At 47.2% G+C, this 25,086-nt stretch carries 23 protein-coding genes, 1 rRNA gene and 1 riboswitch; of the genes, 23 read left to right on the forward strand and 1 reads right to left on the reverse strand.

The window, feature by feature from the left end:
* The first annotated feature begins 13 nt into the window (after nucleotides 1–13).
* Nucleotides 14–129, forward strand: a 5S ribosomal RNA gene (gene rrf / locus FQV30_RS16915).
* Nucleotides 130–178: 49 nt separating this feature from the next.
* On the opposite strand, the gene FQV30_RS16920 is transcribed toward rrf, so the two are convergent.
* A complete protein-coding gene (locus FQV30_RS16920) occupies nucleotides 179–736 on the reverse strand; it encodes a cysteine hydrolase family protein (protein WP_146501312.1) in 558 nt (185 codons plus the stop codon).
* Between the two features lie 223 nt (nucleotides 737–959).
* On the opposite strand from FQV30_RS16920, the gene FQV30_RS16925 reads away from it, so the two are divergent.
* The 22 genes from FQV30_RS16925 (at nucleotide 960) to FQV30_RS17030 (ending at nucleotide 25,020) form a co-directional block, all read left to right on the forward strand.
* Complete coding sequence (locus FQV30_RS16925) at nucleotides 960–1,481, forward strand: DUF2179 domain-containing protein (protein ID WP_146501313.1); 522 nt, start codon at nucleotides 960–962, stop codon at nucleotides 1,479–1,481.
* Complete coding sequence (locus FQV30_RS16930) at nucleotides 1,478–1,666, forward strand: NETI motif-containing protein (protein ID WP_146501314.1); 189 nt, start codon at nucleotides 1,478–1,480, stop codon at nucleotides 1,664–1,666. The genes FQV30_RS16925 and FQV30_RS16930 overlap by 4 nt, the downstream gene beginning before the upstream one ends.
* An 85-nt stretch (nucleotides 1,667–1,751) precedes the next feature.
* Nucleotides 1,752–1,851, forward strand: a riboswitch (purine riboswitch).
* Nucleotides 1,852–1,989: 138 nt separating this feature from the next.
* On the forward strand, nucleotides 1,990–2,478 hold the full coding sequence (purE, locus tag FQV30_RS16935) for a 5-(carboxyamino)imidazole ribonucleotide mutase (protein WP_146501315.1): 489 nt from the start codon (nucleotides 1,990–1,992) through the stop codon (nucleotides 2,476–2,478).
* A complete protein-coding gene (gene purK, locus FQV30_RS16940) occupies nucleotides 2,475–3,599 on the forward strand; it encodes a 5-(carboxyamino)imidazole ribonucleotide synthase (RefSeq protein ID WP_146501316.1) in 1,125 nt (374 codons plus the stop codon). Before purE ends, purK begins: the two co-directional genes overlap by 4 nt.
* Nucleotides 3,600–3,615: 16 nt before the next feature.
* Entirely contained in the window at nucleotides 3,616–4,911 is a 1,296-nt protein-coding gene (gene purB / locus FQV30_RS16945; protein WP_146501317.1) for an adenylosuccinate lyase, read from the forward strand.
* A gap of 15 nt (nucleotides 4,912–4,926) precedes the next feature.
* A complete protein-coding gene (gene purC, locus FQV30_RS16950) occupies nucleotides 4,927–5,643 on the forward strand; it encodes a phosphoribosylaminoimidazolesuccinocarboxamide synthase (RefSeq protein WP_146501318.1) in 717 nt (238 codons plus the stop codon).
* A complete protein-coding gene (purS, locus tag FQV30_RS16955) occupies nucleotides 5,640–5,894 on the forward strand; it encodes a phosphoribosylformylglycinamidine synthase subunit PurS (protein WP_146501319.1) in 255 nt (84 codons plus the stop codon). Before purC ends, purS begins: the two co-directional genes overlap by 4 nt.
* Nucleotides 5,891–6,574: a phosphoribosylformylglycinamidine synthase subunit PurQ gene (gene purQ, locus FQV30_RS16960; protein WP_146501320.1), complete on the forward strand. Its 684-nt coding sequence runs from the start codon at nucleotides 5,891–5,893 to the stop codon at nucleotides 6,572–6,574. Before purS ends, purQ begins: the two co-directional genes overlap by 4 nt.
* Nucleotides 6,558–8,783 carry a phosphoribosylformylglycinamidine synthase subunit PurL gene (gene purL, locus FQV30_RS16965; protein ID WP_146501321.1) on the forward strand — a complete coding sequence of 742 codons (2,226 nt, stop codon included), beginning with the start codon at nucleotides 6,558–6,560 and terminating at the stop codon, nucleotides 8,781–8,783. The genes purQ and purL overlap by 17 nt, the downstream gene beginning before the upstream one ends.
* Nucleotides 8,759–10,180 carry an amidophosphoribosyltransferase gene (purF, locus tag FQV30_RS16970; RefSeq protein WP_146501322.1) on the forward strand — a complete coding sequence of 474 codons (1,422 nt, stop codon included), beginning with the start codon at nucleotides 8,759–8,761 and terminating at the stop codon, nucleotides 10,178–10,180. The genes purL and purF overlap by 25 nt, the downstream gene beginning before the upstream one ends.
* 11 nt (nucleotides 10,181–10,191) lie before the next feature.
* The gene (gene purM, locus FQV30_RS16975) at nucleotides 10,192–11,253 is read left to right on the forward strand and encodes a phosphoribosylformylglycinamidine cyclo-ligase (RefSeq protein WP_146501323.1); all 1,062 of its coding nucleotides are present in this window, start codon (nucleotides 10,192–10,194) and stop codon (nucleotides 11,251–11,253) included.
* Nucleotides 11,243–11,815, forward strand: coding sequence for a phosphoribosylglycinamide formyltransferase (gene purN / locus FQV30_RS16980; protein ID WP_146501324.1), 573 nt, complete (start codon nucleotides 11,243–11,245; stop codon nucleotides 11,813–11,815). The genes purM and purN overlap by 11 nt, the downstream gene beginning before the upstream one ends.
* A gap of 151 nt (nucleotides 11,816–11,966) precedes the next feature.
* On the forward strand, nucleotides 11,967–13,502 hold the full coding sequence (purH, locus tag FQV30_RS16985) for a bifunctional phosphoribosylaminoimidazolecarboxamide formyltransferase/IMP cyclohydrolase (RefSeq protein ID WP_146501325.1): 1,536 nt from the start codon (nucleotides 11,967–11,969) through the stop codon (nucleotides 13,500–13,502).
* Between the two features lie 15 nt (nucleotides 13,503–13,517).
* On the forward strand, nucleotides 13,518–14,774 hold the full coding sequence (gene purD / locus FQV30_RS16990) for a phosphoribosylamine--glycine ligase (protein ID WP_146501326.1): 1,257 nt from the start codon (nucleotides 13,518–13,520) through the stop codon (nucleotides 14,772–14,774).
* A gap of 215 nt (nucleotides 14,775–14,989) precedes the next feature.
* Nucleotides 14,990–15,580 (forward strand): GNAT family N-acetyltransferase, encoded by a 591-nt coding sequence (locus FQV30_RS16995; protein ID WP_146501327.1) that lies wholly within the window; start codon nucleotides 14,990–14,992, stop codon nucleotides 15,578–15,580.
* A 143-nt stretch (nucleotides 15,581–15,723) separates the two neighbouring features.
* The gene (locus tag FQV30_RS17000) at nucleotides 15,724–17,451 is read left to right on the forward strand and encodes an adenine deaminase C-terminal domain-containing protein (protein WP_146501328.1); all 1,728 of its coding nucleotides are present in this window, start codon (nucleotides 15,724–15,726) and stop codon (nucleotides 17,449–17,451) included.
* A gap of 4 nt (nucleotides 17,452–17,455) precedes the next feature.
* Nucleotides 17,456–18,487, forward strand: coding sequence for a DUF3048 domain-containing protein (locus FQV30_RS17005; protein ID WP_146501329.1), 1,032 nt, complete (start codon nucleotides 17,456–17,458; stop codon nucleotides 18,485–18,487).
* 29 nt (nucleotides 18,488–18,516) lie between these two features.
* A complete protein-coding gene (locus FQV30_RS17010; RefSeq protein WP_146501330.1) occupies nucleotides 18,517–18,837 on the forward strand; it encodes a YerC/YecD family TrpR-related protein in 321 nt (106 codons plus the stop codon).
* A gap of 74 nt (nucleotides 18,838–18,911) precedes the next feature.
* Nucleotides 18,912–19,613: a heptaprenylglyceryl phosphate synthase gene (pcrB, locus tag FQV30_RS17015; protein ID WP_146501331.1), complete on the forward strand. Its 702-nt coding sequence runs from the start codon at nucleotides 18,912–18,914 to the stop codon at nucleotides 19,611–19,613.
* A 31-nt stretch (nucleotides 19,614–19,644) separates the two neighbouring features.
* On the forward strand, nucleotides 19,645–21,858 hold the full coding sequence (gene pcrA, locus FQV30_RS17020) for a DNA helicase PcrA (RefSeq protein WP_146501332.1): 2,214 nt from the start codon (nucleotides 19,645–19,647) through the stop codon (nucleotides 21,856–21,858).
* Nucleotides 21,859–21,873: 15 nt separating this feature from the next.
* On the forward strand, nucleotides 21,874–23,880 hold the full coding sequence (gene ligA, locus FQV30_RS17025) for an NAD-dependent DNA ligase LigA (RefSeq protein WP_146501333.1): 2,007 nt from the start codon (nucleotides 21,874–21,876) through the stop codon (nucleotides 23,878–23,880).
* A 12-nt stretch (nucleotides 23,881–23,892) separates the two neighbouring features.
* Nucleotides 23,893–25,020: a CamS family sex pheromone protein gene (locus FQV30_RS17030; protein WP_146501334.1), complete on the forward strand. Its 1,128-nt coding sequence runs from the start codon at nucleotides 23,893–23,895 to the stop codon at nucleotides 25,018–25,020.
* Nucleotides 25,021–25,086: the final 66 nt, after the last annotated feature.

A 25,086-nucleotide genomic window follows, 5' to 3' on the forward strand; every position in this document is an offset into this window, starting at 1 on the left:
TCTAAAAAAAGAGTCCAGTGATGATGGCAAAGAGGCCACACCCGTTCCCATCCCGAACACGGAAGTTAAGCTCTTTTGCGCCGATGGTAGTTGGGGGTCTCCCCCTGTGAGAGTAGGACGTCGCTGGGCACCAGAAAGAAAGTCAGAACCGTTTCCGGTTCTGGCTTTTTTCATTTATTCAACGGTAGTTATGGTGAGCCGGGGAAAAAATATCTTCTTCACTATCACGGACCAAAGAAAAATGTTCTATGTTATCAAATCCGTGCAAAGTTTTATTATGATGCGCGATGATTTTTTCCGCTGGCAATACAACAGAAGTGGTAGTGGAATGCCCGTCACTGACTAACGTGACATCGAATTTATTGGCTGTAGCGGTACGAACTGCCGTATCGATGCAATATTCGGTTTTGCATCCCATAATAACAAGATGTTCGATTTCTTGCTGCTGTAAATAATCGAGAAGAGGAGTTTCATAAAAAGCGTTTGTTGCTTTCTTATCGAATATTGCCGCCTTCTCTGGCATTGCAATAGCGGAATGGATCTGGAAACCTGCTCCTTCACCGTCAGAAACATCAGAATCACGAATAAATATAACAGGAATGGCAAGGTTTACAGCTTTTTTAATCACCTTGTTGATAGTATGGATCAATTTTTCTTTAGCTGTTACACCTGGTTCATTTTGATTGCCGTCAATCAGTTCTTGTTGGGCGTCGATAATCAACAATGCTTGTTTCAACTCGATCTACTCCTTTCAATGGGCTGGTTAAAATTTGTTGCTTCTGTCCATTTTATTGTGTAGTTCTATTCTGCAAAAGGTATGCCAATTCCTTTAGAAAGCGAGTGTTTTTAAAGAAGGCTGAATTTGCTGTATCCTTGCATTCCCCTGTTAATTAAACTAGTATGTAACTTAATAATTGAGTGAAGAGAGGAAGAAGTTAGTGGATATAAATCCTTGGTTGATGATCCTTATAATTTTTACTATAAATATCGTTTATGTAGCGTTTTTAACTATACGGATGATTTTAACCCTAAAAGGCTATCGGTATATCGCTGCTGGGGTCAGTATAGTTGAAACTGTCATTTATATAGTAGGATTAGGACTGGTGCTTGATAATTTAGATCAGATTCAAAATTTAATCGCCTATGCCATAGGATTTGGTACAGGAGTCATTGTCGGTTCAAAAATCGAAGAAAAGATGGCGTTGGGATATATAACAGTAAATGTAATTACAAGTGATGCAGGAGAAATTTTGCCGCGCCTATTGAGGGAAAAAGGATATGGTGTAACAGACTGGACGGCAAATGGAAGAGATGGCGATCGCCAGTCAATGCAAATTCTTACTCCGCGGAAAATGGAACTGGCTTTGTATAAGTCTATTCAAGAAATTGATCCGAAAGCTTTTATTATTACCTATGAACCGAAAACGATTCATGGAGGGTTTTGGGTCAAAACTGTACGGAAGGGAAATCTGTTCAAATGAGCAAAAAAACTGTGTGGTTTGAAGTTGGCGAGAACGAAACCTTGGATGCCTGCTTGGAACGTATGAAATCCCAGGGCTATATGGCCATGGGACGCAAGGAAGAGCCTGTGTTTGAGGAAGTTAACGGCGAACCGGTGCCAGTAAAGCAAATTGTGAAATTTAAAGGCATAAAAATGGAAAACTAGCAACCATCTTTTGTAAAAACCGAACGATAATAATTTTTGGTCATGTATCGTTCGAGTTTATCATTGACTCGCTATACTCAACTTGTTATGATGGTTGAGGATACCCCATATATGCAGAAGGATTGGCTTCTGCGTTTCTACCAGGACACCGTAATGTCCGGACTATGCGGGAAAGCAACTTATAGAGACTTGACGAAAGATGGGCTTATGCTGTTGCCTATTGATATTTCGTTGTATGCAACAAAGTCCTTAAGTATTCTGCTTTTCACGTAAAGTGAGCAGTTTACTTAGGGACTTTTATTTGTTTATAAGGAGAGAATAGAATGAATCCGCAAATCGGTGTAATAATGGGAAGCACAAGTGATTGGGAAACGATGAAACATGCATGTGATATATTAGATGAGCTGGGCATCTCTTATGAAAAACGAGTAGTTTCTGCTCATCGCACGCCGGATTTAATGTTTTCCTACGCGGAGGAAGCACGGGAACGAGGATTGCGTGTTATTATCGCTGGAGCAGGCGGGGCCGCCCATTTACCAGGAATGGTCGCTGCTAAGACGACATTGCCGGTAATTGGTGTGCCGGTACAATCCAAAGCTCTGAACGGCCTGGATTCACTTCTATCGATTGTGCAAATGCCAGGAGGCGTACCGGTTGCGACAGTAGCTATCGGAAAAGCTGGAGCAACGAACGCGGGTCTTCTTGCCGCTCAAATACTGGGAACTGTTGATTCTCGAATAGCTGATGCTTTGCAGGAAAGAAGAAATCAAACAAATGCAAAAGTGTTGGAAAGTTCGGGTGACTTGATATGACAAAGACGATATTGCCAGGACAGACAATCGGCATTATTGGCGGGGGTCAATTAGGGCGCATGATGGCATTGGCCGCTAAAGAAGCGGGATTTAAGATCGCCGTCCTTGATCCGGGCATGGACTCGCCGACAGGGCAGGTAGCGGATATCCAGATTATCGCTCCGTTTAATGATATGGAAGCACTTGATGAGCTGGCTGAAGTAAGCGACGTCATCACCTATGAATTTGAAAATATTGATGTAGCCGGCTTGGCGAAATTGGCGGAAACATCCTATGTCCCACAAGGGGCTGAGTTGATCCGGGTGACGCAAAACCGCATTTTTGAAAAGCGGGCAATTGCAGCTGCCGGCGTACCGATTGCCAGTTATATAGAAGCAACCAGTTATGAAGAGTTAGTGAAGAAAAGCGCTCAGCTGGATTTCCCTTTTGTCGTTAAGACCGCAACTGGCGGTTATGACGGAAAAGGACAACAAACAATCTCTTCACACGAAGAGCTTCCTTTGGCAGAACCGCTATTTCAAAATGGTGATTGCGTAGCAGAAGCTTTCGTCCGTTTCACAAAAGAAATCTCAGTGATTATCCAGCGCAACGTACATGGCGAAATGACGGTGCTGCCAGTGGGAGAGAATATCCACAAAGACCATATTCTCCATCAAACCATTGTGCCGGCGCGTATTGAGGCAAGTACGCTGGAACAAGCAAAAGAAGCGGCGCGGAAAATCGCTGCACACCTGGACATGGTAGGGACATTGGCTGTTGAAATGTTTGTGTTGGAAAACGGCAATATTGTAGTAAATGAATTGGCGCCGCGCCCCCACAATTCCGGCCATTATTCAATTGAAGGAACAAACATATCCCAGTTTCATCAGCATATCCGCGCAATTTGCGGCTGGCCCCTCAGAGAACCGAAATTGTGGTCAGATACGGTAATGGTGAATGTGTTAGGCGAACATGTGGCGCCGCTTGCATCGAAAATTTCCCACTACCCAAATTGGTCCATCCACCTTTACGGCAAAGAAGAAGCAAAACACAAACGAAAAATGGGGCATATCACCATTTTGACTGAAAACTTGGATGCAACATTAAAAGAAATAGACGAATCCGGCATTTGGCCGGAATAATTGGAGGAACTAAAAGATGATAGCACGTTACACACGGCCCGAAATGGGTGCCATATGGACAGATGAAAACCGGTACAACGCTTGGCTGGAAGTTGAAATTCTGGCATGTGAAGCTTGGGCGGAAATTGGGGATATTCCAAAAGAAGATGTGGCGAAAATCCGGAGAGACGCTTCGTTCTCGGTAGATCGTATTTTGGAAATCGAAGAAGAAACCCGCCACGATGTGGTCGCTTTTACAAGAGCAGTATCGGAAACCCTTGGTGAAGAAAGAAAATGGGTTCATTACGGGTTAACATCAACTGACGTCGTGGATACGGCATTGTCATATTTGCTTAAGCAAGCGAACGAAATCCTTCGCAAAGATTTAACGAACTTTATCGAGATTTTAGCAAACAAAGCAATAGAACATAAAATGACGGTCATGATGGGCCGCACCCACGGCGTTCATGCAGAACCGACTACATTCGGTTTGAAACTGGCATTGTGGCACGAAGAAATGAAGCGCAATCTAGAGCGTTTTGAAGCAGCTGCGAAGACGATTGAAACCGGAAAAATGTCCGGAGCCGTTGGGACATATGCCAATATCGATCCGTTTGTTGAAGAATATGTGTGCAAACAACTGGGCCTTGCTGCCTCGCCGATTTCCACACAAACGCTTCAGCGCGACCGGCATGCCCAATATATGAGCACGTTGGCATTGATTGCGACATCAGTTGAAAAATTTGCGACGGAAATTCGCGGCCTTCAAAAATCAGAAACCCGTGAAGTGGAAGAATTTTTCGCAAAAGGCCAAAAAGGCTCATCAGCGATGCCGCACAAACGCAATCCAATCGGTTCTGAAAACATGACCGGACTTGCCCGCCTTATCCGCGGCTATATGATAACTGCTTATGAAAATGTTCCTCTATGGCACGAACGGGACATTTCGCATTCATCTGCCGAGCGTGTAATACTGCCGGATGCGACTATCGCCCTCAACTACATGCTGAACCGTTTCGGCAATATCGTGAAAAACTTGACTGTGTTCCCGGAAAACATGAAGCGCAATATGGATTCGACGCTAGGGCTTATTTATTCACAGCGGGTACTGCTTGCGCTGATTGACAAAGGCCTTGCCCGTGAAGCGGCATATGACACGGTTCAGCCTTGCGCGATGGAAGCATGGGAAAACCAGACGCATTTCCGGAAGATTGTGGAAGCGAACGAAACCATCACTTCTCATTTAACAAAAGAAGAGTTGGATGATTGCTTTGACTATAACTATCACATACAGCAAGTAGACATGATTTTCAATCGACTTGGACTAAACTAAACGGGGGCTTTCATAATGGAAAAAGGTCAACTATTGTACGAAGGAAAAGCAAAACGCTTATATGCAACAGATAAACCGGAAATTTTGTGGGTTGAATATAAAGACTCAGCGACCGCTTTCAACGGTGAGAAAAAAGCGGAAATCGCCGGAAAAGGTCTGCTGAACAATAAAATAACTTCGTTATTATTTGAGAAATTGCAGAAAGCGGGAATTGCTTCTCATTTCGTTCGCCAATTGTCCGACCGTGAACAGCTGGTTCAGCAAGTTTCCATTATCCCGATTGAAGTCGTAGTACGGAATATCGTGGCTGGCAGCATGGCAAAACGCCTTGGCATTGAAGAAGGCACTGTGCTTGCCCGCCCGATTATCGAGTTTTACTTGAAAAACGATGAACTCGGCGACCCGATCATCACCGAAGACCATATTGACCTGCTTGGGCTGGCGACTCCGGATGAAGTAGCGCAGCTGCGTGAAAAAGCAATTGTCATCAATCAAGTATTGATCGGTTTCTTCAATGAAATCGGCGTCGATTTGATCGATTTTAAAATTGAATTCGGCCGTGATTCAAATGGCGCAATCCTGCTGGCGGATGAGATTTCTCCGGATACATGCCGCCTATGGGATGCAAAAACAAAACAGAAGCTTGATAAAGATGTATTCCGCCGGGATCTCGGCAACTTAACTGACGCATACGAACTCATTTTAACTCGACTGGGAGGTCAACAATTATGAAAAAAGTAAAAATTTATGTGACATTGCGAGAAAGCGTATTAGACCCACAAGGCTCTGCGGTTATGGGATCTCTTCATAAAATGGGTTATGGTGGAGTTGAGGATGTCCGAATCGGCAAATATTTGGAATTGAATATTGCGGATGACGTACAAGATGTGGACGCTTTGGTAAATGAAATGTGCCAAAAATTGCTTACGAATACTGTAATTGAAGATTATCGTTTTGAAGTTGAGGAGGCTGTCTCCCAATGAAATTCGCAGTGATTGTTTTTCCAGGCTCAAATTGCGATTTGGATATGTATCATGCGATCAAGGATGAGTTGGGTGAAGAAGCGGAATACGTTTGGCATGATTCGAAAGATTTAAGCAAATACGATGGAATCCTTTTGCCAGGCGGTTTCTCATACGGCGATTACTTGCGCTGCGGCGCAATTGCCCAGTCCTCGGCAGTGATGGATGAAGTGAAAAAAGCGGCAGAAGCCGGCAAGCCGGTTCTTGGCATTTGCAACGGGTTCCAAATATTGACGGAAGCAGGACTTCTTCCAGGTGTGCTATTGCGCAACAAGAACTTGAAATTCATGTGCAAGACAGTCGGCCTGAAAGTGGAAAATGCCGATACTTTGTTCACAAACGAATACGCAAAAGGGCAAGAGATTCAGATTCCAATCGCACATGGCGAAGGGAACTACTATTGCGACGATGCAACGTATGAGCAACTTCAGAAAAACAATCAAATCGTCTTTTCATATGCAGATGATTTCAATGGCAGCCGCAACCAAATCGCGGGCATCATCAATGAACGAGGGAATGTGCTCGGCATGATGCCGCACCCTGAGCGTGCTGTATCCGAATTGATCAATGGCAACGATGGACTCGCATTATTCAAATCAATTGTAAAACAGTGGAGGGAAGCAAATGTCACTCATGCTTGAGCCAAATACATCACAGATTAAAGAACAGAAGATCTATCAGCAAATGGGCTTATCAGATGCGGAATTTGCAATGGTTGAGAAAATTTTGGGAAGAACGCCAAACTACACGGAAACCGGTCTGTTTTCGGTAATGTGGTCTGAGCACTGTTCTTATAAAAATTCAAAACCGGTTCTTTCCAAATTCCCGACAAAAGCACCCCGTGTTTTGCAAGGACCAGGAGAAGGTGCGGGCATCGTTGACATCGGTGATGGCCAAGCAGTCGTCTTCAAAATGGAATCGCATAACCACCCATCTGCCATTGAACCTTATCAAGGAGCCGCAACTGGTGTCGGCGGCATTATCCGCGATGTCTTCTCGATGGGTGCCCGTCCGATTGCTTTGCTGAACTCGCTTCGGTTCGGCGAACTGACAACTCCGCGCGTGAAATATTTGTTTGAAGAAGTGGTTGCTGGAATCGCAGGCTACGGAAACTGCATCGGAATCCCGACAGTAGGCGGCGAAGTGCAATTCGACGATTCATACGATGGCAACCCATTGGTTAACGCCATGTGTGTCGGTTTGATCAATCACGAAGATATCCAAAAAGGCGTAGCCTCAGGCGTAGGAAACCCGGTTATGTATGTCGGCGCGAAAACTGGCCGCGACGGCATTCATGGAGCAACATTCGCTTCAGAGGAATTAACGGAGTCATCAGGGGATAACCGCCCAGCAGTCCAAGTGGGCGATCCATTCATGGAAAAACTATTGCTCGAGGCTTGCCTGGAGCTTGTGAAATCGGATGCGCTTATCGGCATTCAAGATATGGGCGCTGCTGGACTTACTTCTTCATCTGCTGAAATGGCATCAAAAGCCGGATCTGGAATTGAAATGAACTTGGACCACGTACCGCAGCGTGAAACTGGCATGACTGCATATGAAATGATGTTGTCCGAATCACAGGAGCGTATGCTTATCGTTGTGAAAAAAGGCCGCGAGCCGGAAATCGTTGAGCTGTTTGAAAAGTATGGCCTGGATGCTGTGACCGTTGGAACAGTAACAGACGATTCCACACTCCGCCTTCTTCATAAAGGGGAAGTGGTAGCGGAAGTTCCTGTCGACGCACTCGCAGAAGATGCGCCGGTTTACCACAAGCCATCAAGCATTCCTGCTTATTTTACAGAATACCAGGCTATGGACAATGCTGAGCCAAAAGTGGAGAATCATCAGGAAGCTTTGTTGAACTTGCTGCAGCAGCCGACAATCGCTTCAAAAGAGTGGGTTTACGATCAATACGACCACCAAGTTCGCACGAGCACGGTAGTCAGCCCAGGGTCTGATGCAGCGGTAATCCGTGTGCGCGGCACGAACAAAGGCTTGGCAATGACAACAGATTGCAACTCCCGCTATATTTATTTGGATCCGGAAACCGGCGGCAAGATTGCGGTAGCGGAAGCGGCACGCAACGTGGTCGTATCAGGTGCAAAACCGCTGGCAATCACCGATTGCTTGAACTTCGGGAATCCTGAAAAGCCTGAGATTTTCTGGCAGCTGGAAAAAGCGGCTGATGGCATGTCAGAAGCTTGTACGATTTTGGACGCACCAGTTATCGGCGGAAACGTCTCTTTATACAATGAAACAAATGGTACAGCCATATACCCGACGCCGACAATTGGCTTGGTCGGTCTTGTAGAAGATTTGGCTCACGTAACAACGCAAGACGTTAAAAACGTTGGCGATGTTGTGTATCTGATCGGTGAAAGCATGACGGAGTTCGGCGGAAGTGAGCTGCAAAAACTTGTTGAAGGCCGCATATTCGGAAAAGCGCCAGCTATCGATCTGACTGTTGAAGCAGAGCGCCAAACGCAGATTCTGACTGCTATCAAGCAAGGCCTTATCGCTTCTGCACATGACGTGGCAGAAGGCGGTGTAGCTGTCGCACTTGCGGAAAAAACATTCGGCAACGGATTAGGGATCGAAGCAACGCTTTCAGGTTCAGCGACTACAGCTCTTTTCAGCGAATCACAGTCACGCTTTATCGTTTCTGTATCACCGGAACATGTGGAAGGGTTTGAAGCAATCGTCAAAGATGCCAAGCGGATCGGTACTGTCACTGGAGAACAGGTAATCATCAAAAGTGAAGACGGCACGGCTTGGATCAATGAATCAGTCGATGCGCTTCGCTCAGCTTGGAAAGGAGCTATCCCATGCTTGCTGAAATCAGAAGCTTAAACGAAGAATGCGGTATTTTCGGAATTTGGGGACATGCCAATGCAACTCAATTGACCTATTACGGGTTGCATGCGCTGCAGCATCGCGGGCAAGAAGGCGCCGGAATTGTTTCAACAGACGGACAGTCACTAAAACCGTTAAAAGGCGAAGGCATGGTCAGTGAAGTGTTCACGCCTGAAAAAATTGAAAAAATTGCAGGGAATGCGGCAATCGGCCATGTCCGTTATGCAACAGCAGGAGGCAGCGGCATTGAGAATGTCCAGCCGCTCTTGTTCAATTCAACAACTGGCAGTTTGGCTATTTCGCATAATGGCAACTTGGTGAATGCGACCGAACTGAAAGGCCATTTGGAGCGCCAAGGCAGCATTTTTCAAACAACGTCCGATACAGAAGTATTGGCTCATTTGATCAAACGCAGCGGTTATGCAACATTTGAAGAAAAAGCAAAGAATGCATTGTCTCTTTTAAAAGGTGCTTTTGCTTGTATTATTTTATCGGAAGAAGCGATGTATGTTGCGCTTGATCCGAACGGTTTGCGCCCATTGTCGCTAGGCAAGCTGGGCGATGCCTGGGTGGTAGCATCTGAAACTTGCGCTTTTGATATCGTGGGAGCGGAATTTGTCCGTTCAGTCGAACCTGGCGAATTTTTGATTGTCACAAATGAAGGCGTACGTGCAGAACGATTTGCTTACCCTGAAGAACGTTCAATTTGCACAATGGAGTATGTGTATTTTTCACGCCCCGATTCCGATATTGACGGAGTCAATATCCATGCGGCTCGCAAACGCCTCGGCATCCAATTGGCAAAAGAATTCAAAATAGAAGCGGATGTCGTAACCGGCGTGCCGGATTCAAGCATCTCGGCTGCTATTGGGTATTCGGAAGCAAGCGGCATTCCATACGAACTTGGGCTTATCAAGAACCGTTATGTTGGCCGGACGTTCATCCAGCCGTCGCAGGATTTACGTGAACAAGGCGTGAAGATGAAATTGTCGCCGGTCCGCCAGGTGGTCAAAGGCAAACGCGTCGTTATGGTCGACGATTCCATCGTCCGCGGCACGACTTCCCGCCATATCGTCAATTTGCTGAAAGAGGCGGGCGCGACAGAGGTGCATGTAGTCATCTCTTCACCCCCGATCAAAAGCCCATGTTTCTATGGCATCGACATCAGTACGTCGGGTGAATTGATTGCGGCAAACAATACAATAGAAGAAATGCGTGAAATCATCGGCGCCGATTCGCTGTCGTTCTTGTCAGTGGACGGCATGGTGCAAAATATCGGCAGAACCGATCCGGGCTCGAAATGCGGCCATTGCTTGGCTTGTTTCACAGGGGAATACCCGACAAATATTTTTCCGAGTACAGTATTGCCGCATGAAAAAGAAACAGTGCGATAGGAGGATACAACGTGTCAAAAGCATATGAAAAAGCAGGCGTTAATATCGAAGCGGGCTATGAAGCAGTCAACCGCATGAAATCCCATGTGGAAAGAACAGCACGAAAAGGCTTAATGGGGGCATTCGGAGGATTTGGCGGCATGTTCGATTTGTCGGCGCTCGACTTGAAAGAACCGGTTTTGGTATCCGGAACGGACGGAGTCGGAACAAAATTAAAGCTTGCTTTCATGGCGGACAAGCACGATTCGATCGGTATTGATTGCGTTGCAATGTGCGTCAACGATATCGTGGCACAAGGTGCAGAACCGTTGTTTTTCCTTGATTATATTGCAGTCGGCAAAGCGGTGCCGGAAAAAATCGAGCAAATTGTCAAAGGCGTGGCAGATGGCTGCGTCGAAGCCGGCGCTGCATTGATCGGCGGTGAAACGGCAGAGATGCCGGGGCTTTATGAAGAAGACGAATACGACATTGCCGGTTTTGCGGTTGGCGCTGCGGAGAAATCCAAAATTGTCACAGGCGAAAACATCCAAGCGGGTGACGTGCTGATCGGACTAGCTTCAAGCGGCATCCATTCGAATGGCTACTCGCTTGTCCGCCAGATTGTTTTTGAAGATAACAATTTTACGCTGAACCAGGCAGTGGAAGGCTATGAAGCGTTAGGCGCTCTTGGCGATGTGCTGTTGACGCCTACAAAAATATACGCCAAGGCAGTTGCTGCGGTGTCAAAAGACATTCACGTCCACGGTATGGCGCATGTAACGGGCGGCGGATTTATCGAAAACATTCCGCGGATGATGCCAGCGGGACTAGGAGCGGAAATTCAGCTGGGCAGCTGGCCGGTGCTTGATGTTTTTAACTTATTGAAAGAAAAAGGAAATCTCGCAGACCGGGATCTGTATTCGGTTTTCAATATGGGCATCGGCTTTGTCTTGGCTGTTGCACCTGAAGATGCGGACCGTGTATTGGATGCGGTAACTTCAAATGGTGAGCAAGCGTTTATCATCGGTCGAGTTTCTGAGGCAGCGGGTGTTCAATTTTCTGGTGAACAGGACGGCAGCTTACATGGCAACTAAACCAAAAATCGCCGTTTTCGCTTCAGGGAACGGCTCTAATTTTCAGGCGATTGCAGACGCAATCCAAACGGGCAAGCTTAATGCGGAACTTGCGCTTGTAGTGACCGACCGCCCGGAGGCATTTGTAGTCGAACGGGCAAGACGACTTGGAATCGAGTCGTTTTCTTTTGTTCCGGCCCAATTTGATTCCAAAGGGCTGTATGAAGAAATGCTGAAAGAAAAACTCGTAGAATACGGGGTAGAATGGATTGTTCTTGCAGGATATATGCGTTTGATTGGGCCGGTGTTGCTTGAGGCGTATGACAACCGGATCGTAAATATCCATCCGTCTCTTTTGCCGGCTTTCCCTGGCAAGGACGCCATTGGACAGACAATAGCGTCGGGAGCGGAGATGGCAGGCGTCACAGTTCATTTTGTGGATGCCGGAATGGACACCGGATCAATCATTTCCCAAAAATCGTTTCCGATTGAAGGCCGTGACAGGGCGGCAGTAGAAGCGGAAATCCATAAGCTGGAGCATGAGCTGTATCCGGCGACGCTTCAGGAATTGTTCGCCAGGTAAGGTGTTCCAACCCATTTTGGTGATCCACCGCTTTCTGCGCCAAAGCACGGGTTTTAGGCCGGTGCTTTGCGGAGGAGCGGTCTGCAATGGATTTTTTACTCGAAGAGCACTGAATTGATGGCTATTAATTCAACATACAGGAGGACTTATAGTGCAAAAAAGAGCGTTATTGAGTGTATCGGACAAATCAGGGATTTTGGATTTTGCTAAAGAGCTTGAAAAGATGGGCTATGAAATTTTATCGACAGGCGGCACCAAGCGCTTTTTGGAAGACAATGGCGTCGCGATCACCGCTGTCGATGAAGTGACAAAATTCCCTGAAATTCTTGGCGGCCGCGTTAAGACGCTTCATCCGCTGGTTCACGGCGGATTGCTTGCGAAAGCGGACGACCCGGAGCATCAGCGTGAAATGGCTGAAAATGGCATTGCCCCAATTGATGTCGTGTGCGTCAACTTGTATCCATTCCGCGAAACGATTGCAAAACCGGACGTAACAGTGGAAGATGCCATCGAAAACATTGATATCGGCGGACCGACGATGCTCCGTTCAGCTGCGAAAAATCACGCGTATGTGGCAGTTATCGTTGATGCTTCGGATTATGAAGCGGTCTTGGTCGAACTTCGTGAACAAAACGGCACAACAGCCGAAACACGCCGCCGCCTTGCCGCAAAAGTCTTCCGCCACACAGCAGCGTACGATTCTTACATATCCAATTATTTGACTGAACTTACGGGAGAGGAATACCCGGATCAATTGACCCTTACATATGAATTGAACCAGTCGCTTCGCTATGGGGAGAACCCGCACCAAAAAGCGGCTTTTTACCGCAGTCCGCTCGGTTCTGATTTTTCGATTGCTAACGCAGACCAATTGCACGGCAAAGAGTTGTCGTATAATAATATTCAAGACGCCAACGCGGCGCTTCAGATCATCAAAGAGTTCACAATGCCTGCTGCTGTTGCGGTCAAGCATATGAACCCTTGTGGCGCAGGCACAGGCGAAACAATCAGTGAAGCTTTCGCCAAAGCTTATGAAGCGGATGCTACGTCGATTTTCGGCGGAATCGTCGCGTTGAACCGGGAAGTGGATGAGGATACGGCTCGGCAATTGGCCGGCATCTTCCTGGAAATTGTTATCGCTCCGGCTTTCACGGCAGAAGCTTTTGAAATACTTACACAAAAGAAAAATATCCGCCTGTTGACAATACCATTCGAATGGGCGAAAAAAGATCGCTGGAACATAGTGACTGTCGAAGGCGGCCTTCTTGTCCAGCAGCCGGATGAGCTGGGATATGAAGATGCTGAAATTCAAGTAGTGACAGAACGCCAGCCGACAGAAGCTGAACTCGAAGCGCTGAAACTTGGTTGGAACGTTGTAAAGCACGTTAAATCGAATGCCATTGTTGTTTGCGATGCAGATATGACGCTTGGCATCGGTGCAGGACAGATGAATCGCGTCGGTTCTGCTAAAATCGCCCTTGAGCAGGCGGGAGAACGGGCACAAGGGGCTGTTATGGCATCTGATGCGTTTTTCCCGATGTCCGATACAGTGGAAGCTGCAGCGAAAGCTGGCATCAAAGCGATCATCCAGCCGGGCGGTTCGAAAAAAGACCAAGAGTCGATCGACAAAGCGAACGAATTCGGTATTGCCATGGTCTTTACGGGCGTTCGTCATTTCAAACACTAAGCGAGGTGGATCTATATGAAGGTATTGGTCATTGGCCGTGGCGGCAGAGAACACGCTATCGTTAGGCAATTTTCCCGTTCTTCTGCTGTGGAGCGCGTCTATGCGGCTCCAGGCAACGATGGAATGGAAACAGAAGCAGAGCTGGTGGCAATCGATGAAATGGATTTTAGCGCATTGGCGGATTTCGTCGAAGCAAATGAAATCAATTTTACGTTTGTCGGTCCGGAACAGCCGCTTGCCGAAGGCATAGTCGACTTTTTCCATGAAAGAAATCTGCTGATTTTCGGCCCTTCAAAAGCTGCTGCGCAAATCGAAGGCAGCAAAGCATTCGCAAAAGAATTGATGAAGAAGTATGAGATTCCGACCGCTGCTTATGAAACGTTCACAGAAGCTGAACCGGCTATAGCATTTATCCGCAAACACGGGGCGCCGATTGTTATAAAAGCGGATGGCTTGGCTGCCGGCAAAGGCGTAGTTGTCGCAATGACAGAAGGCGAAGCCATAGCCGCTGTCACTGATATGCTGGAAGATGCGAAATTCGGAAGCTCCGGTTCGAAAGTTGTGATTGAAGAATTCCTGGCAGGCGAAGAATTCTCGTTCATGTCATTTGTCCAGGACGGCGGAATTTACCCGATGCCTATTTCCCAAGACCATAAAAGGGCATACGACGGCGACCGTGGACCGAATACAGGAGGCATGGGAGCTTATTCACCGGTTCCACAGATTCCTGAGTCTGTTGTTAGCGAAACGTTCGAGCGCATTGTCCAACCGGCGGTCGAAGCAATGCAGAAAGAAGGCACTCCGTTCAATGGGATTTTATATGCCGGCATCATCTTGACCGAAGATGGCCCGAAAGTGATTGAATTCAATGCGCGCTTCGGCGATCCGGAAACGCAAGTCGTGCTTCCCCGGATGGCATCCGATTTTGCCGAGTTTATCCATGCTATTCTAGGCGGCGGCGATTATTCTCTGGAGTGGGATGAACGGGCGATTCTTGGTGTTGTAGTGGCAAGCGAAGGCTACCCCGGAGCAGTGGAAAAAGGCCATGCGCTTCCCGATCTATCTGAATTGCAGGGTGTGGAAATCACCCATGCCGGAACCAAGAGGGAGAAAAACGGATTTGTCGGCAATGGCGGCCGCGTATTGCTTGTGTCTGCAGCCGGAACATCGATACAGGATGCCCAGGAAAATGTCTATAAGCAATTGGGACGCCTTCAATGGAATCAGTTTTTCTTTCGTTCGGATATTGGTTGGCGAGCAAAACAATCGTAAATCAGGGGTAAAAATGATATAATTATTTTATAAGATTAGAAATGGCACAAGTTCCTATGGATTTGTGCCATTTTGTTTTATTCCTCAGCCAATTGGGTATAGATTTAAGTTAAATTATAAACGGCCCACAGTTACCTCTATCCACTCTCCAGAACGACACGGCCTTGATAGGCTGAAAGGTTAGCGCATTTTTTTAATTTGAAGGGAGCAATTTGATGAATTGGTATGAAAAGTTGAATCAGTATTTTCCGGTAGAAGAAATGAAATCAAAAGAGCATATGGAGATGTTGCTGAAAGAAAAAGGCAATGTCTATTACAAGGATGAAGGCCCGCACCATGTACTGATGTACGCCGAGTTCTCAGACTTTTCCTTTGTCGATTATTTGTTCGTTTCTAAAGAGTCCCGCGGCATGGGCCTTGGCAAAAAGACCTTGCAGATGCTGAAGGATAAAAACAAACCGATCATCCTTGAAGTGGAACCCGTAAAGTATGAAGATACAGATACCGAGAAACGTTTGCGCTTTTATGCACGAGAAGGATTTGAACACGCCTCCTCGATCGGCTATTGCCGTCGGTCGGTTGCGACAGGTGAGGAAAATTCAATGGAAATCTTGTACTGGGCTCCAAACGGCGAAACTGAAGAAGACATTTACGAAGCGATGAAAAAAGCTTACAAAGATATCCATTCCTATAAAGTGGAAGAGCTTTACGGCGAAACGCACGAACCAGTGTCGAAAGTCCTCACATACAATGAAGTGGATAAAGAAGATGTTTTGGAACCCTTTATAAATCCAGTTGCAAATTAATGGAAAATCCACGCCTTGTGCGTGGATTTTTTGTGTCAAAAGACGACTGGAATGCTCATTATTTTCCATGTGAAACTGTATTTTCATGCACCTTTATGCTAGTATGTAATGTATTGAAATAGTAACAGAAGGAGCGGATAGAAGTGAATCCATTATGGAAAAACACTGAACTCAGAGAACAACTGAAAGTGATTACAAAAGAGATAGCTCCGGATCTTGTTTTGACTAATGCGTATTATTTACATAGCATCTTCAAAAAATGGATGACGGGCAACATCTGGATCAAAGATGACCGTATCGTATATGCGGGGAAAGAAATGCCGAAAATCGACTCTTCTACTGAAATAGTGAATTTGACAGGAAAGTTTGTCGTTCCGGGATATATTGAGCCTCATGTCCATCCTTATCAATTGTACAACCCCCAAACGTTTGCAGACTACTCCGCCCAGCGCGGGACAACTGCCTTCCTATCGGACAACTTAGCTTTATTTTTGGCATTAGAAAACGAGAAAGCGTTTTCATTGCTGGATCAGCTGAACCACCTGCCTTTTTCTTTTTATTGGTGGACGCGTTTTGATTCGCAGACAGAGCTGAACGAAGAAGACCAGTTATTTACTACAAAAGCGGTGGGAGAGTGGCTGGATCGGCCGGATGTTTTGCTTGGCGGTGAATTGACGGGCTGGCCGAAACTGCTGGCTGGGGATGACCAGATGCTGTATTGGATTCAACAGGCGAAAATAGGATTGAAAAAAATTGAAGGGCATTTCCCGGGGGCTTCTGAGAAAACGCTGGCCCGCATGAGGCTGCTCGGAGCAGACGGAGACCATGAAGCGATGACGGCCGAAGAAGTGGAGATGCGCTTGCTTCATGGCTATGGCGTCACACTTCGCCATTCATCGATTCGTCCGGATCTCCCGGCCCTTTTGAAAGGGATTATCGAGAAGGATATCGGTGTTTTTGACAAGCTGATGATGACGACAGACGGTTCGACCCCTTCCTTCCATGTGGACGGAATCATGGATTTATGCATAAAAATCGCATTGGAGGCGGGGGTTCCGGCAATTGATGCATATTTGATGGCTTCTTATAACGTTGCCAGATATTACAACGTAACAAGCCTTCATGGAGTTATCGCAACAGGACGGTATGCGAATTTGAACATCCTCGATTCACTGGAAAATCCAGTCCCGTCCGGAGTTATATCAAAAGGCGTCTGGCTGAAAAAAGAAGGGGAAAAAACGCAAGCGCTCCCGAAAATCGACTGGTCGGCCATGCCTGATCTTGAATTGGATTTTGAATTGACAGAAGACGATTTTCAATTTTCGATGCCATTCGGACTGGAAATGGTCAATGATGTCATTACAAAACCTTATTCAGTGAGCGTCGACACCAATAACGGGAATTTATCGGCTGACCATGAAGAAAGCTTTCTTATGCTGCTCGACAAACAGGGCAAATGGCGTGTCAATACGCTTATAAAAGGATTCGCCACCAACGTAAGCGGATTTGCTTCATCCTACAGCAATACAGGCGATATCATTTTGATCGGCAAAAACCGGGAGGATATGTGGGAAGCCTTTAACCAGATGAAGCTTATGCAGGGAGGGATCGTCCTTGTAGAAAACAAAGAAACAGTTTGTTCAATGCCGCTTCCGATTGGTGGAATCATGTCGAATCTGCCGATGGAACAATTGATTGAACAAGAACGGGAATTGAAGGCGGCTTTGAAAGAACGAGGATATACAAAAGGCGATGCAATTTATACGCTCCTGTTTCTGCAGGCGACCCATTTGCCGTATATCCGGGTCACGCAAAAAGGAATCTATGACGTTATGAACAAAAAAACTTTGTTCCCTTCATTCATGAGGTAGGAAAATGAAAAAATGGACATTGGGCATTCTGGCTATTTTGTTGCTTGTTGCAGGAGCGGTTTTTTATTTGTCGGACAGCCGGCAGGAACCGGAAAAAGAGCCGGTAAACCCGCCGGCTGAAGGACCGCAGTCATATAAAGCGCCGTTTAGCGGAATCGAAGGAACCGAGCCGTTCGATAGCCGGCCGATTATGGCCGTCATCAACAATCACCCGGATGCCCGTCCCCAAACCGGTTTGAACGAAGCGGATATGGTGTTTGAGATGCTGGCCGAAGGCAGTGTTACACGGTTTCTGGCATTGTATCAAAGCGGATTTCCGGAAGCTGTCGGTCCGGTCCGGAGTGCCAGGGATTATTTTGTAGAGCTTGCCGCAGGATATGATGGTTTTTTTGTTGCTCATGGCTGGAGCCCGGATGCCAAAGAGCTCCTTGAGGCGGGAGCTGTTGAACATATTAACGGACTCTTCTATGATGGCACACTGTTCGAGCGGTCGACTGATAGAATAGCGCCGCACAATAGCTATATTACTTACGAAAATATCTTGAAAGGCATGGACGAAGTGCAGGCATCGGCCGATTACAGCAGACGTTCGCCTTATTATTTCTATGACTCAGGGGAAAGTGATAAACTGATGGAACAGGCTTCTGTGTTGGAAGTTTTGTATGGCACTAGCCAGCAATTCCATAATAAGTTTACATATGATGAAACTGCGGCGCTATACAGCCGTGCTTCTAGAGGAACCGCCACAACAGATGCCATTTCCGGTGAACCGATGGAAGTCTCAAACGTTTTGGTTTTCGAAGCGGACCATGAGACGATAGATGAGGAAGGAAGACAATCGATTGACTTGACGAGCGGCGGCAAAGCGCTCGTCTTTCAAAACGGCGGTGTCCGCGAAGCGGAATGGAGCAACCTGGAAGGGATGCTTGTGCCGACGGATAATGGGGAACCCATTGGCCTCATGCCAGGAAAGACATGGATCCACATTGTTCCGGAAGCGCCTGGAATCAGCGGATCGGTTCGCTATTCCCCTTAATGGAAACAAAAAAAGGACGGTGAAGCTATATGCAGGTCGATAAAATACGGGGCCCTCAAACCGATCAATTAATCGAGGCGATTTTGGCGTTGAAAGACAAGGAAGAGGCATATCGCTTCTTTGATGATTTGTGCACGATCAGTGAAATCCAATCGCTGTCCCAGCGGCTGGAAGTCGCCCATATGCTGCGGATGAAAAAAACGTACGAGAAAATAAAAAATGAGACAGGGGCAAGCACTGCTACCATATCCCGCGTCCGCCGCTGCCTCAACTATGGCAACGATGCCTACGACGAAATGCTGGGGCGCCTTTATCCAGATGAAAAACCATTTCAACTTCCGAAAGACTGAACGGAGAACCGACTCTGTTCGGTTTTTTTGTTATAATGAGATGATGAAAAAAACGCAAGGTCAGGTGAATCATTTTGGAATTTCAAACGTGGCGCCATGTATTTAAATTAGATCCAGCCAAATCGATTTCCGATGGACATTTGGAACGAATTTGCGAATCCGGGACTGATGCCATCTTGATTGGCGGAAGCGATGATGTCACACTCGACAATGTCCTCGATTTAATGGCAAGGGTGCGCCGCTATACCGTTCCAGTGGTGCTGGAAGTCTCGACAATCGATTCCGTGACGCCCGGGTTTGATTTTTATTTTATCCCGACAGTGCTAAACAGCGAAAATCCGCTGTGGATCAAGGGGCTTCACCATGAAGCGATCCGCGAGTACGGGGATATCATGGACTGGGAGGAACTGGTTCCAGAAGGATATTGCATACTGAACGCCGACTGCAAGGCAGCGGAAGTGACCGAAGCCAAAACCGATCTAGAAGAGGAAGACGTGGTGGCGTATGCCCGGATGGCGGAGCATTTTTTCCGGCTGCCGATTTTTTATCTGGAATACAGCGGCATGTATGGCGATATCGGACTGGTTGGACGGGTCAAAGAACAGCTCGAAAAAACAAGGCTGTTTTACGGCGGCGGCATCGACTCGCCACAAAAGGCGCGTGAAATGGCGGCAGCGGCAGATACAGTAGTAGTGGGGAATATCATTTACGAAAATATAAGCAAAGCGATTGAAACTGTCCAGGCGGTTGCGGAAACAGAACAACAATCGCTATAATAATAAGAACAATTGTTCGAGGTGGTGCACAATGGAAATCATAACAAAAAATCTACTTAAAGGGATGAACCCGGAACAAGAGCAGGCGGTCAAAACGACAGAAGGCCCGTTATTGATCATGGCTGGCGCAGGATCAGGGAAGACCCGGGTCCTGACGCACCGCATTGCTTACTTGGTGCTGGAAAAACAAGTTTATCCATCCAATATTTTGGCAATTACATTTACAAACAAAGCGGCCCGTGAGATGCGCAACCGGATTGACGGCTTGCTGGGGCACGGTACAGGCGAGCGCATGTGGGTTTCAACGTTCCACTCGATGTGCGTCCGGATTTTGCGCCGTGATATCGACCGCATGGGTTTTTCAAAAAACTTTTCCATTTTGGACACGAGCGACCAATTGACGGTCATTAAAGGTGTTTTGAAAGAGAAGAACCTGGATCCGAAAAAATACGAACCCAGAACAATGCTGAATGCCATTTCATCGGCGAAAAACGAATGCATCGATGCGGGCCAATTTGCAGCGGATATGAATCAGCACAATCCGTATGAAAAAACGGTATCGGACGTTTATACCGCTTATGAAAAGCGCCTGCAAAAAAACCAGTCGCTCGATTTTGACGACTTGATCATGACAACATTGAATCTGTTCAATAAAGTACCCGAAGTTCTGGAATTTTACCAAAACAAATTCCACTATATCCATGTGGATGAGTATCAGGATACGAACAACGCGCAGTACCAGCTTGTCCAAAAGCTTGCGAGCAAGTTCAAGAACATCTGCGTAGTGGGCGACTCGGACCAGTCGATCTACCGCTGGCGCGGAGCGGATATCACGAATATCCTGTCATTTGAAAAAGATTATCCGAACGCTAAAGTGATCATGCTTGAACAGAATTACCGCTCCACAAAACGGATTCTGCAAGCTGCTAATGACGTCATCAAGAAAAACACGAGCCGCTACCCGAAAGAACTGCGGACCGATAATGCTGAAGGCCCGGCAATCACCTTGCATAAAGCCGGGGATGAGCGCCAGGAAGCGCAATACGTTGTCCAGACCATCCAGAAGCTGATGGATACGGAAGGCTACAAAACATCCGATTTCGCTATTTTGTACCGGACCAATGCCCAGTCGCGGATCATGGAGGAAATGTTCGTCAAGTCGAACATGAATTACACGATCGTCGGCGGCACGAAGTTCTACGACCGCAAGGAAATCAAGGACTTGCTGGCGTATTTGCGTCTGATTGCAAATAATGATGATGATCTTTCTTTGTCGCGTGTTATCAATGAACCGAAGCGCGGCATAGGGGCAACTTCGTTTGAACGGATGGCGCGTTTCGCAATCGAACAGGACCGGACAATCATGGATGCGCTGCAGGAAGTAGATTTTATGGGCTTATCCCCAAAAACTGCACAGACGGTGATGGAATTCCGCTCGATGATTGACGGGTTTACACAAATGCAGGAATATTTATCAGTGACGGAATTGGTGGAAGAAGTATTGAAGAAGTCCGGCTACCGCCAGATGCTCCAAGCTGACAGAACCATCGAAGGAGAAAGCCGTTTAGAGAACATTGAAGAGTTTTTGACCGTAACAAAGGCGTTTGAAAAACAAAGCGATGATAAATCGCTCGTAGCGTTCCTGACGGATCTGGCTTTGATTTCCGATATCGATTCACTTGATGATGAAGAAGAAGCGGATGGGCCGATCATCTTGATGACTATGCATGCGGCAAAAGGATTGGAGTTTCCGGTGGTGTTCATCATCGGGCTTGAAGAAAATGTCTTTCCGCATTCCCGTTCCAATAATGACGAAGAAGAAATGGAAGAAGAACGCCGCCTGGCCTATGTGGGCATTACCCGGGCTGAAAAGCGGCTGTACTTGACCCATGCTTCGTCGCGGACCCTGTTTGGCAAGAGCAGCTACAACATGCCGTCCCGCTTTATCGGTGAGATATCCGAAGACTTGATCGAACCGACTATAGCGAACCATAGAGCCGGCGCAGCCACCAGCTATAAGCAGGCTCCAAAACGCGCAGCGGTTTCACGTCCGGCTTATCAGAAATCAGGCGGCGACAAATTGGGGTGGCAGCCCGGGAACCGTGCAACGCATAAAAAATGGGGCACCGGAACCGTGGTCAGCGTCAAAGGAGAAGGCGAACAAACAGAACTTGATATTGCTTTCCCAAGCCCTGTCGGCATCAAAAGGCTCTTGGCCAAATTTGCGCCGATCGAAAAAGAATAAGCGGGAGGAAAGAAAATGGACCGTATAGAAGCAGAACAGCGGGTAATTGAATTGAACGAACAGCTCCGGGGCTATGGCTACGCTTATTATGTACTGGATAAGCCGGAAGTGCCGGACGCTGTATACGATCAATTACTGAATGAATTGATCGGCTTGGAGACCATGTATCCGGATTTGGTTTTTCCGGATTCACCGACTCAGCGGGTAGGCGGGACACCGCTGTCCAATTTTGATAAAGTCACCCACGACCAGCCAATGCTCAGTTTGTCGAATGCCTTCAACGAAGAAGATATACGCGATTTCGACCGGCGCGTCCGAAACGGCGCCGGCGATGAAGTCGAATATGTCTGTGAACTGAAGATCGATGGTTTGGCTGTATCGCTGACGTATGAGGACGGCAAGTTTGTCCGGGGCGCCACACGCGGCGATGGCCGCATCGGCGAAGATATCACCGTCAATCTGCGCACCGTCCGGACAATTCCGTTAAAGCTGAAAAGACCGGTTGCGATCGAAGTGCGCGGGGAAGTGTTCATGCCTAAAAAGTCATTTCTTCAATTAAATGAAGAACGCGCTGGAAATGGCGAAGAGCTATTCGCTAATCCGCGGAACGCGGCAGCCGGATCGCTTCGCCAGTTGGATTCGAAAATAACCGCAAGCCGCAATCTTGATGTTTTCATTTACGGAATCGGCGGAGACGGCGAAGCGCATGGGCTGAGCGAACACGAAGAGACACTTCAATATGCCGCAGAGCTTGGCTTCAAGACAAATAACGAACGCCAAGTTTGCCGCAGTGTCGAAGAAGTTCTCGCATTCATCGAAAAGTGGACGGAAAGCCGTTCGGAATTATCGTATGAAATCGACGGCATCGTCATCAAAGTAAATCGTTTCCTTCAACAGCAGGAACTTGGATTTACAGCGAAAAGCCCCAAATGGGCAACAGCTTATAAATTCCCGGCAGAAGAAGTGCTGAGCACATTACGGGATATTGAGCTGAGCGTGGGCCGGACCGGTGCTGTGACACCGACCGCTATTTTAGATCCCGTGCTGGTAGCAGGATCGACTGTTCAGCGGGCTTCGCTGCATAACGAAGATTTGATCCGCGAAAAAGATATCCGCATCGGAGATCAGGTGATTGTCCGGAAAGCCGGTGACGTTATACCGGAAATCGTAGCTTCGCTGAAAGAACTTCGGACCGGAGAAGAAGTTCCATTTGAAATGCCGGAAAGCTGCCCGGCATGTGGTGCCGAACTGGTCCGGATTGAAGGGGAAGTGGCACTTCGCTGTGTGAATCCAAAGTGCCCCGCGCAAATCACGGAAGGGCTCATCCATTTTGTGTCCCGAAACGCGATGAATATCGAAGGTTTGGGTGTTAAAGTGATTGAGCAATTATACCGGGAAGGGTTAATTTCCGATATATCCGATATTTATAGACTGACAAAAGAACAATTATTGAATTTAGAGCGTATGGGAGAAAAATCAGCTTCAAATTTGATTGCTGCAATTGATGCTTCACGCTCTAATTCCATGGAACGCTTGCTGTTCGGCCTTGGCATCCGCCACGTAGGAGAAAAAGGCGCACGCATCCTGTCCGAGCATTTCGGCTCTTTTGAAAAACTGATGCAAGCAACTGTCGAGGAATTGCAGGACATCCATGAAATCGGCGAGAAAATGGCCGAATCGGTTGTGACGTATTTTTCCACTGAAGAAGTTCAGGCATTGATGGAACGTTTGGCTGCGGCAAACGTCAATTTAACATACACCGGAAAACGCGTCCGCGTAGAAGCCGGAACCAATGCTTTCGCAGGCAAAAAAATTGTTCTGACCGGCAAGCTGGAACAGATGACGCGAAGCGAAGCCGGCGCTAGAATCGAGGCGCTTGGCGGGCAATTGTCCGGCAGCGTCAGCAAAAAGACGGATTTATTGATTGCAGGCGAAGAAGCAGGCTCGAAATTGGCGAAGGCGATGGAACTGAAAGTGGACGTCTGGGACGAAGAACGTCTCATCGAGGAATTGAACAAATAAGGAGATTATTACATGAAACGCATATGGTGGATTCCGATCAGCATGCTTTTGCTTACGGGATGTGTCCCTTCCACAAACGATGAAACGGAAGTTCTCAATACGGAAGAAGAAGTAGAAACGGCAATCATCCCGAGCATGCAATTGGATGCCCAATATTACCGGACGCTGCTGCCTTATAAGCAAAGTGCGACACGAGGGAAAATCATAAACCGATTGAATTCGCGCTATGACATCGAAGAAGCGGAGAATGGGCTTCTGCGCTTGTCCCAAAACCAATTTTCGCCGGATGATTATTATTTTCAAGAAGGCCAAAAAATTACGGACGAAGATGCATCCGCGTGGCTTGGACGCGCCAGTAAAGACAATCCAGCTGGCTTGAATCCGGAAGACAAGCGGACAAAAGGGCAGAAACAAGACGGCGACAAGCCGCCTGCAGAAATTTTGGCGCATATTGTTGAACAGAACTATTTGGTGAAAACCAACGAAAATACAATCAGGCTTGGCGGCGTATCGGTCGGATTGGCGCTGAACTCGGTATACTACAATACCGAAGACGGAGTTTCGTACGAAGAGACGATTTCAAATGAACAGCTTGAAGAAGAAGGAAAGCGGATGGCGAACGAAATAGTCAAACGCCTGCGCGAGAAAGAGGGCATGGCCAATATACCGATTACGGTGGGCCTCTTCAAACAAAGCCCCCGAAACGCAATCGCCCCTTCCACTTATTTCGCTTATGGAGTGGCTCCTAAAAAAGCTGATGAAGTAGCCGATTGGAAAGCGATCAACGAAGAGTATGTCGTGTTCCCGACATCGGGGACAGAGGAGAAATACCGGGAAGTCGACACCGCATTCCTGAACTTCAAGCAAGATGTTGAGGAATACTTCTCAAACTTCACGAGCGTCATCGGGACCGGCTTTTATCAAGGAGATCAGCTTCGCGAAATGAAGATCGATATACCGATCCAGTTTTATGGAGCGGCTGAAATCATCGGTTTCACACAATATTTGACTGGTCTGGTCATGGAGCATTTCCCTGAAAATGTCCAAGTCGAAGTGAGTGTGACTTCATCAAACGGCCCGGAAGCTTTAGTCATCCGAAAAGTGAACCAAACGGAACCAATTGTCCATATTTATGATTAAAGTGTGATGAAATGGGGATAGCCTGCGGGCTGTCCCTATTCATTTTGCCAGAGAAATGATATGATA

The sequence above is a fragment of the Planomicrobium sp. CPCC 101110 genome (genome assembly GCF_007859395.1).
GTDB lineage: Bacteria > Bacillota > Bacilli > Bacillales_A > Planococcaceae > Planococcus.

What these genes read in the sequence shown, in the direction of transcription:
- FQV30_RS17030 (WP_146501334.1), top strand. Translation starts at nt 23,893, where the DNA reads ATGAAACGCATATGGTGGATTCCGATCAGCATGCTTTTGCTTACGGGA.
- purS (WP_146501319.1), top strand. Translation starts at nt 5,640, where the DNA reads ATGAAAAAAGTAAAAATTTATGTGACATTGCGAGAAAGCGTATTAGAC.
- FQV30_RS16930 (WP_146501314.1), top strand. Translation starts at nt 1,478, where the DNA reads ATGAGCAAAAAAACTGTGTGGTTTGAAGTTGGCGAGAACGAAACCTTG.
- purL (WP_146501321.1), top strand. Translation starts at nt 6,558, where the DNA reads ATGTCACTCATGCTTGAGCCAAATACATCACAGATTAAAGAACAGAAG.
- FQV30_RS17010 (WP_146501330.1), top strand. Translation starts at nt 18,517, where the DNA reads ATGCAGGTCGATAAAATACGGGGCCCTCAAACCGATCAATTAATCGAG.
- purE (WP_146501315.1), top strand. Translation starts at nt 1,990, where the DNA reads ATGAATCCGCAAATCGGTGTAATAATGGGAAGCACAAGTGATTGGGAA.
- purK (WP_146501316.1), top strand. Translation starts at nt 2,475, where the DNA reads ATGACAAAGACGATATTGCCAGGACAGACAATCGGCATTATTGGCGGG.
- FQV30_RS16995 (WP_146501327.1), top strand. Translation starts at nt 14,990, where the DNA reads ATGAATTGGTATGAAAAGTTGAATCAGTATTTTCCGGTAGAAGAAATG.
- purF (WP_146501322.1), top strand. Translation starts at nt 8,759, where the DNA reads ATGCTTGCTGAAATCAGAAGCTTAAACGAAGAATGCGGTATTTTCGGA.
- pcrA (WP_146501332.1), top strand. Translation starts at nt 19,645, where the DNA reads ATGGAAATCATAACAAAAAATCTACTTAAAGGGATGAACCCGGAACAA.
- purD (WP_146501326.1), top strand. Translation starts at nt 13,518, where the DNA reads ATGAAGGTATTGGTCATTGGCCGTGGCGGCAGAGAACACGCTATCGTT.
- purC (WP_146501318.1), top strand. Translation starts at nt 4,927, where the DNA reads ATGGAAAAAGGTCAACTATTGTACGAAGGAAAAGCAAAACGCTTATAT.
- purQ (WP_146501320.1), top strand. Translation starts at nt 5,891, where the DNA reads ATGAAATTCGCAGTGATTGTTTTTCCAGGCTCAAATTGCGATTTGGAT.
- FQV30_RS16925 (WP_146501313.1), top strand. Translation starts at nt 960, where the DNA reads ATGATCCTTATAATTTTTACTATAAATATCGTTTATGTAGCGTTTTTA.
- FQV30_RS17005 (WP_146501329.1), top strand. Translation starts at nt 17,456, where the DNA reads ATGAAAAAATGGACATTGGGCATTCTGGCTATTTTGTTGCTTGTTGCA.
- purB (WP_146501317.1), top strand. Translation starts at nt 3,616, where the DNA reads ATGATAGCACGTTACACACGGCCCGAAATGGGTGCCATATGGACAGAT.
- ligA (WP_146501333.1), top strand. Translation starts at nt 21,874, where the DNA reads ATGGACCGTATAGAAGCAGAACAGCGGGTAATTGAATTGAACGAACAG.
- purN (WP_146501324.1), top strand. Translation starts at nt 11,243, where the DNA reads ATGGCAACTAAACCAAAAATCGCCGTTTTCGCTTCAGGGAACGGCTCT.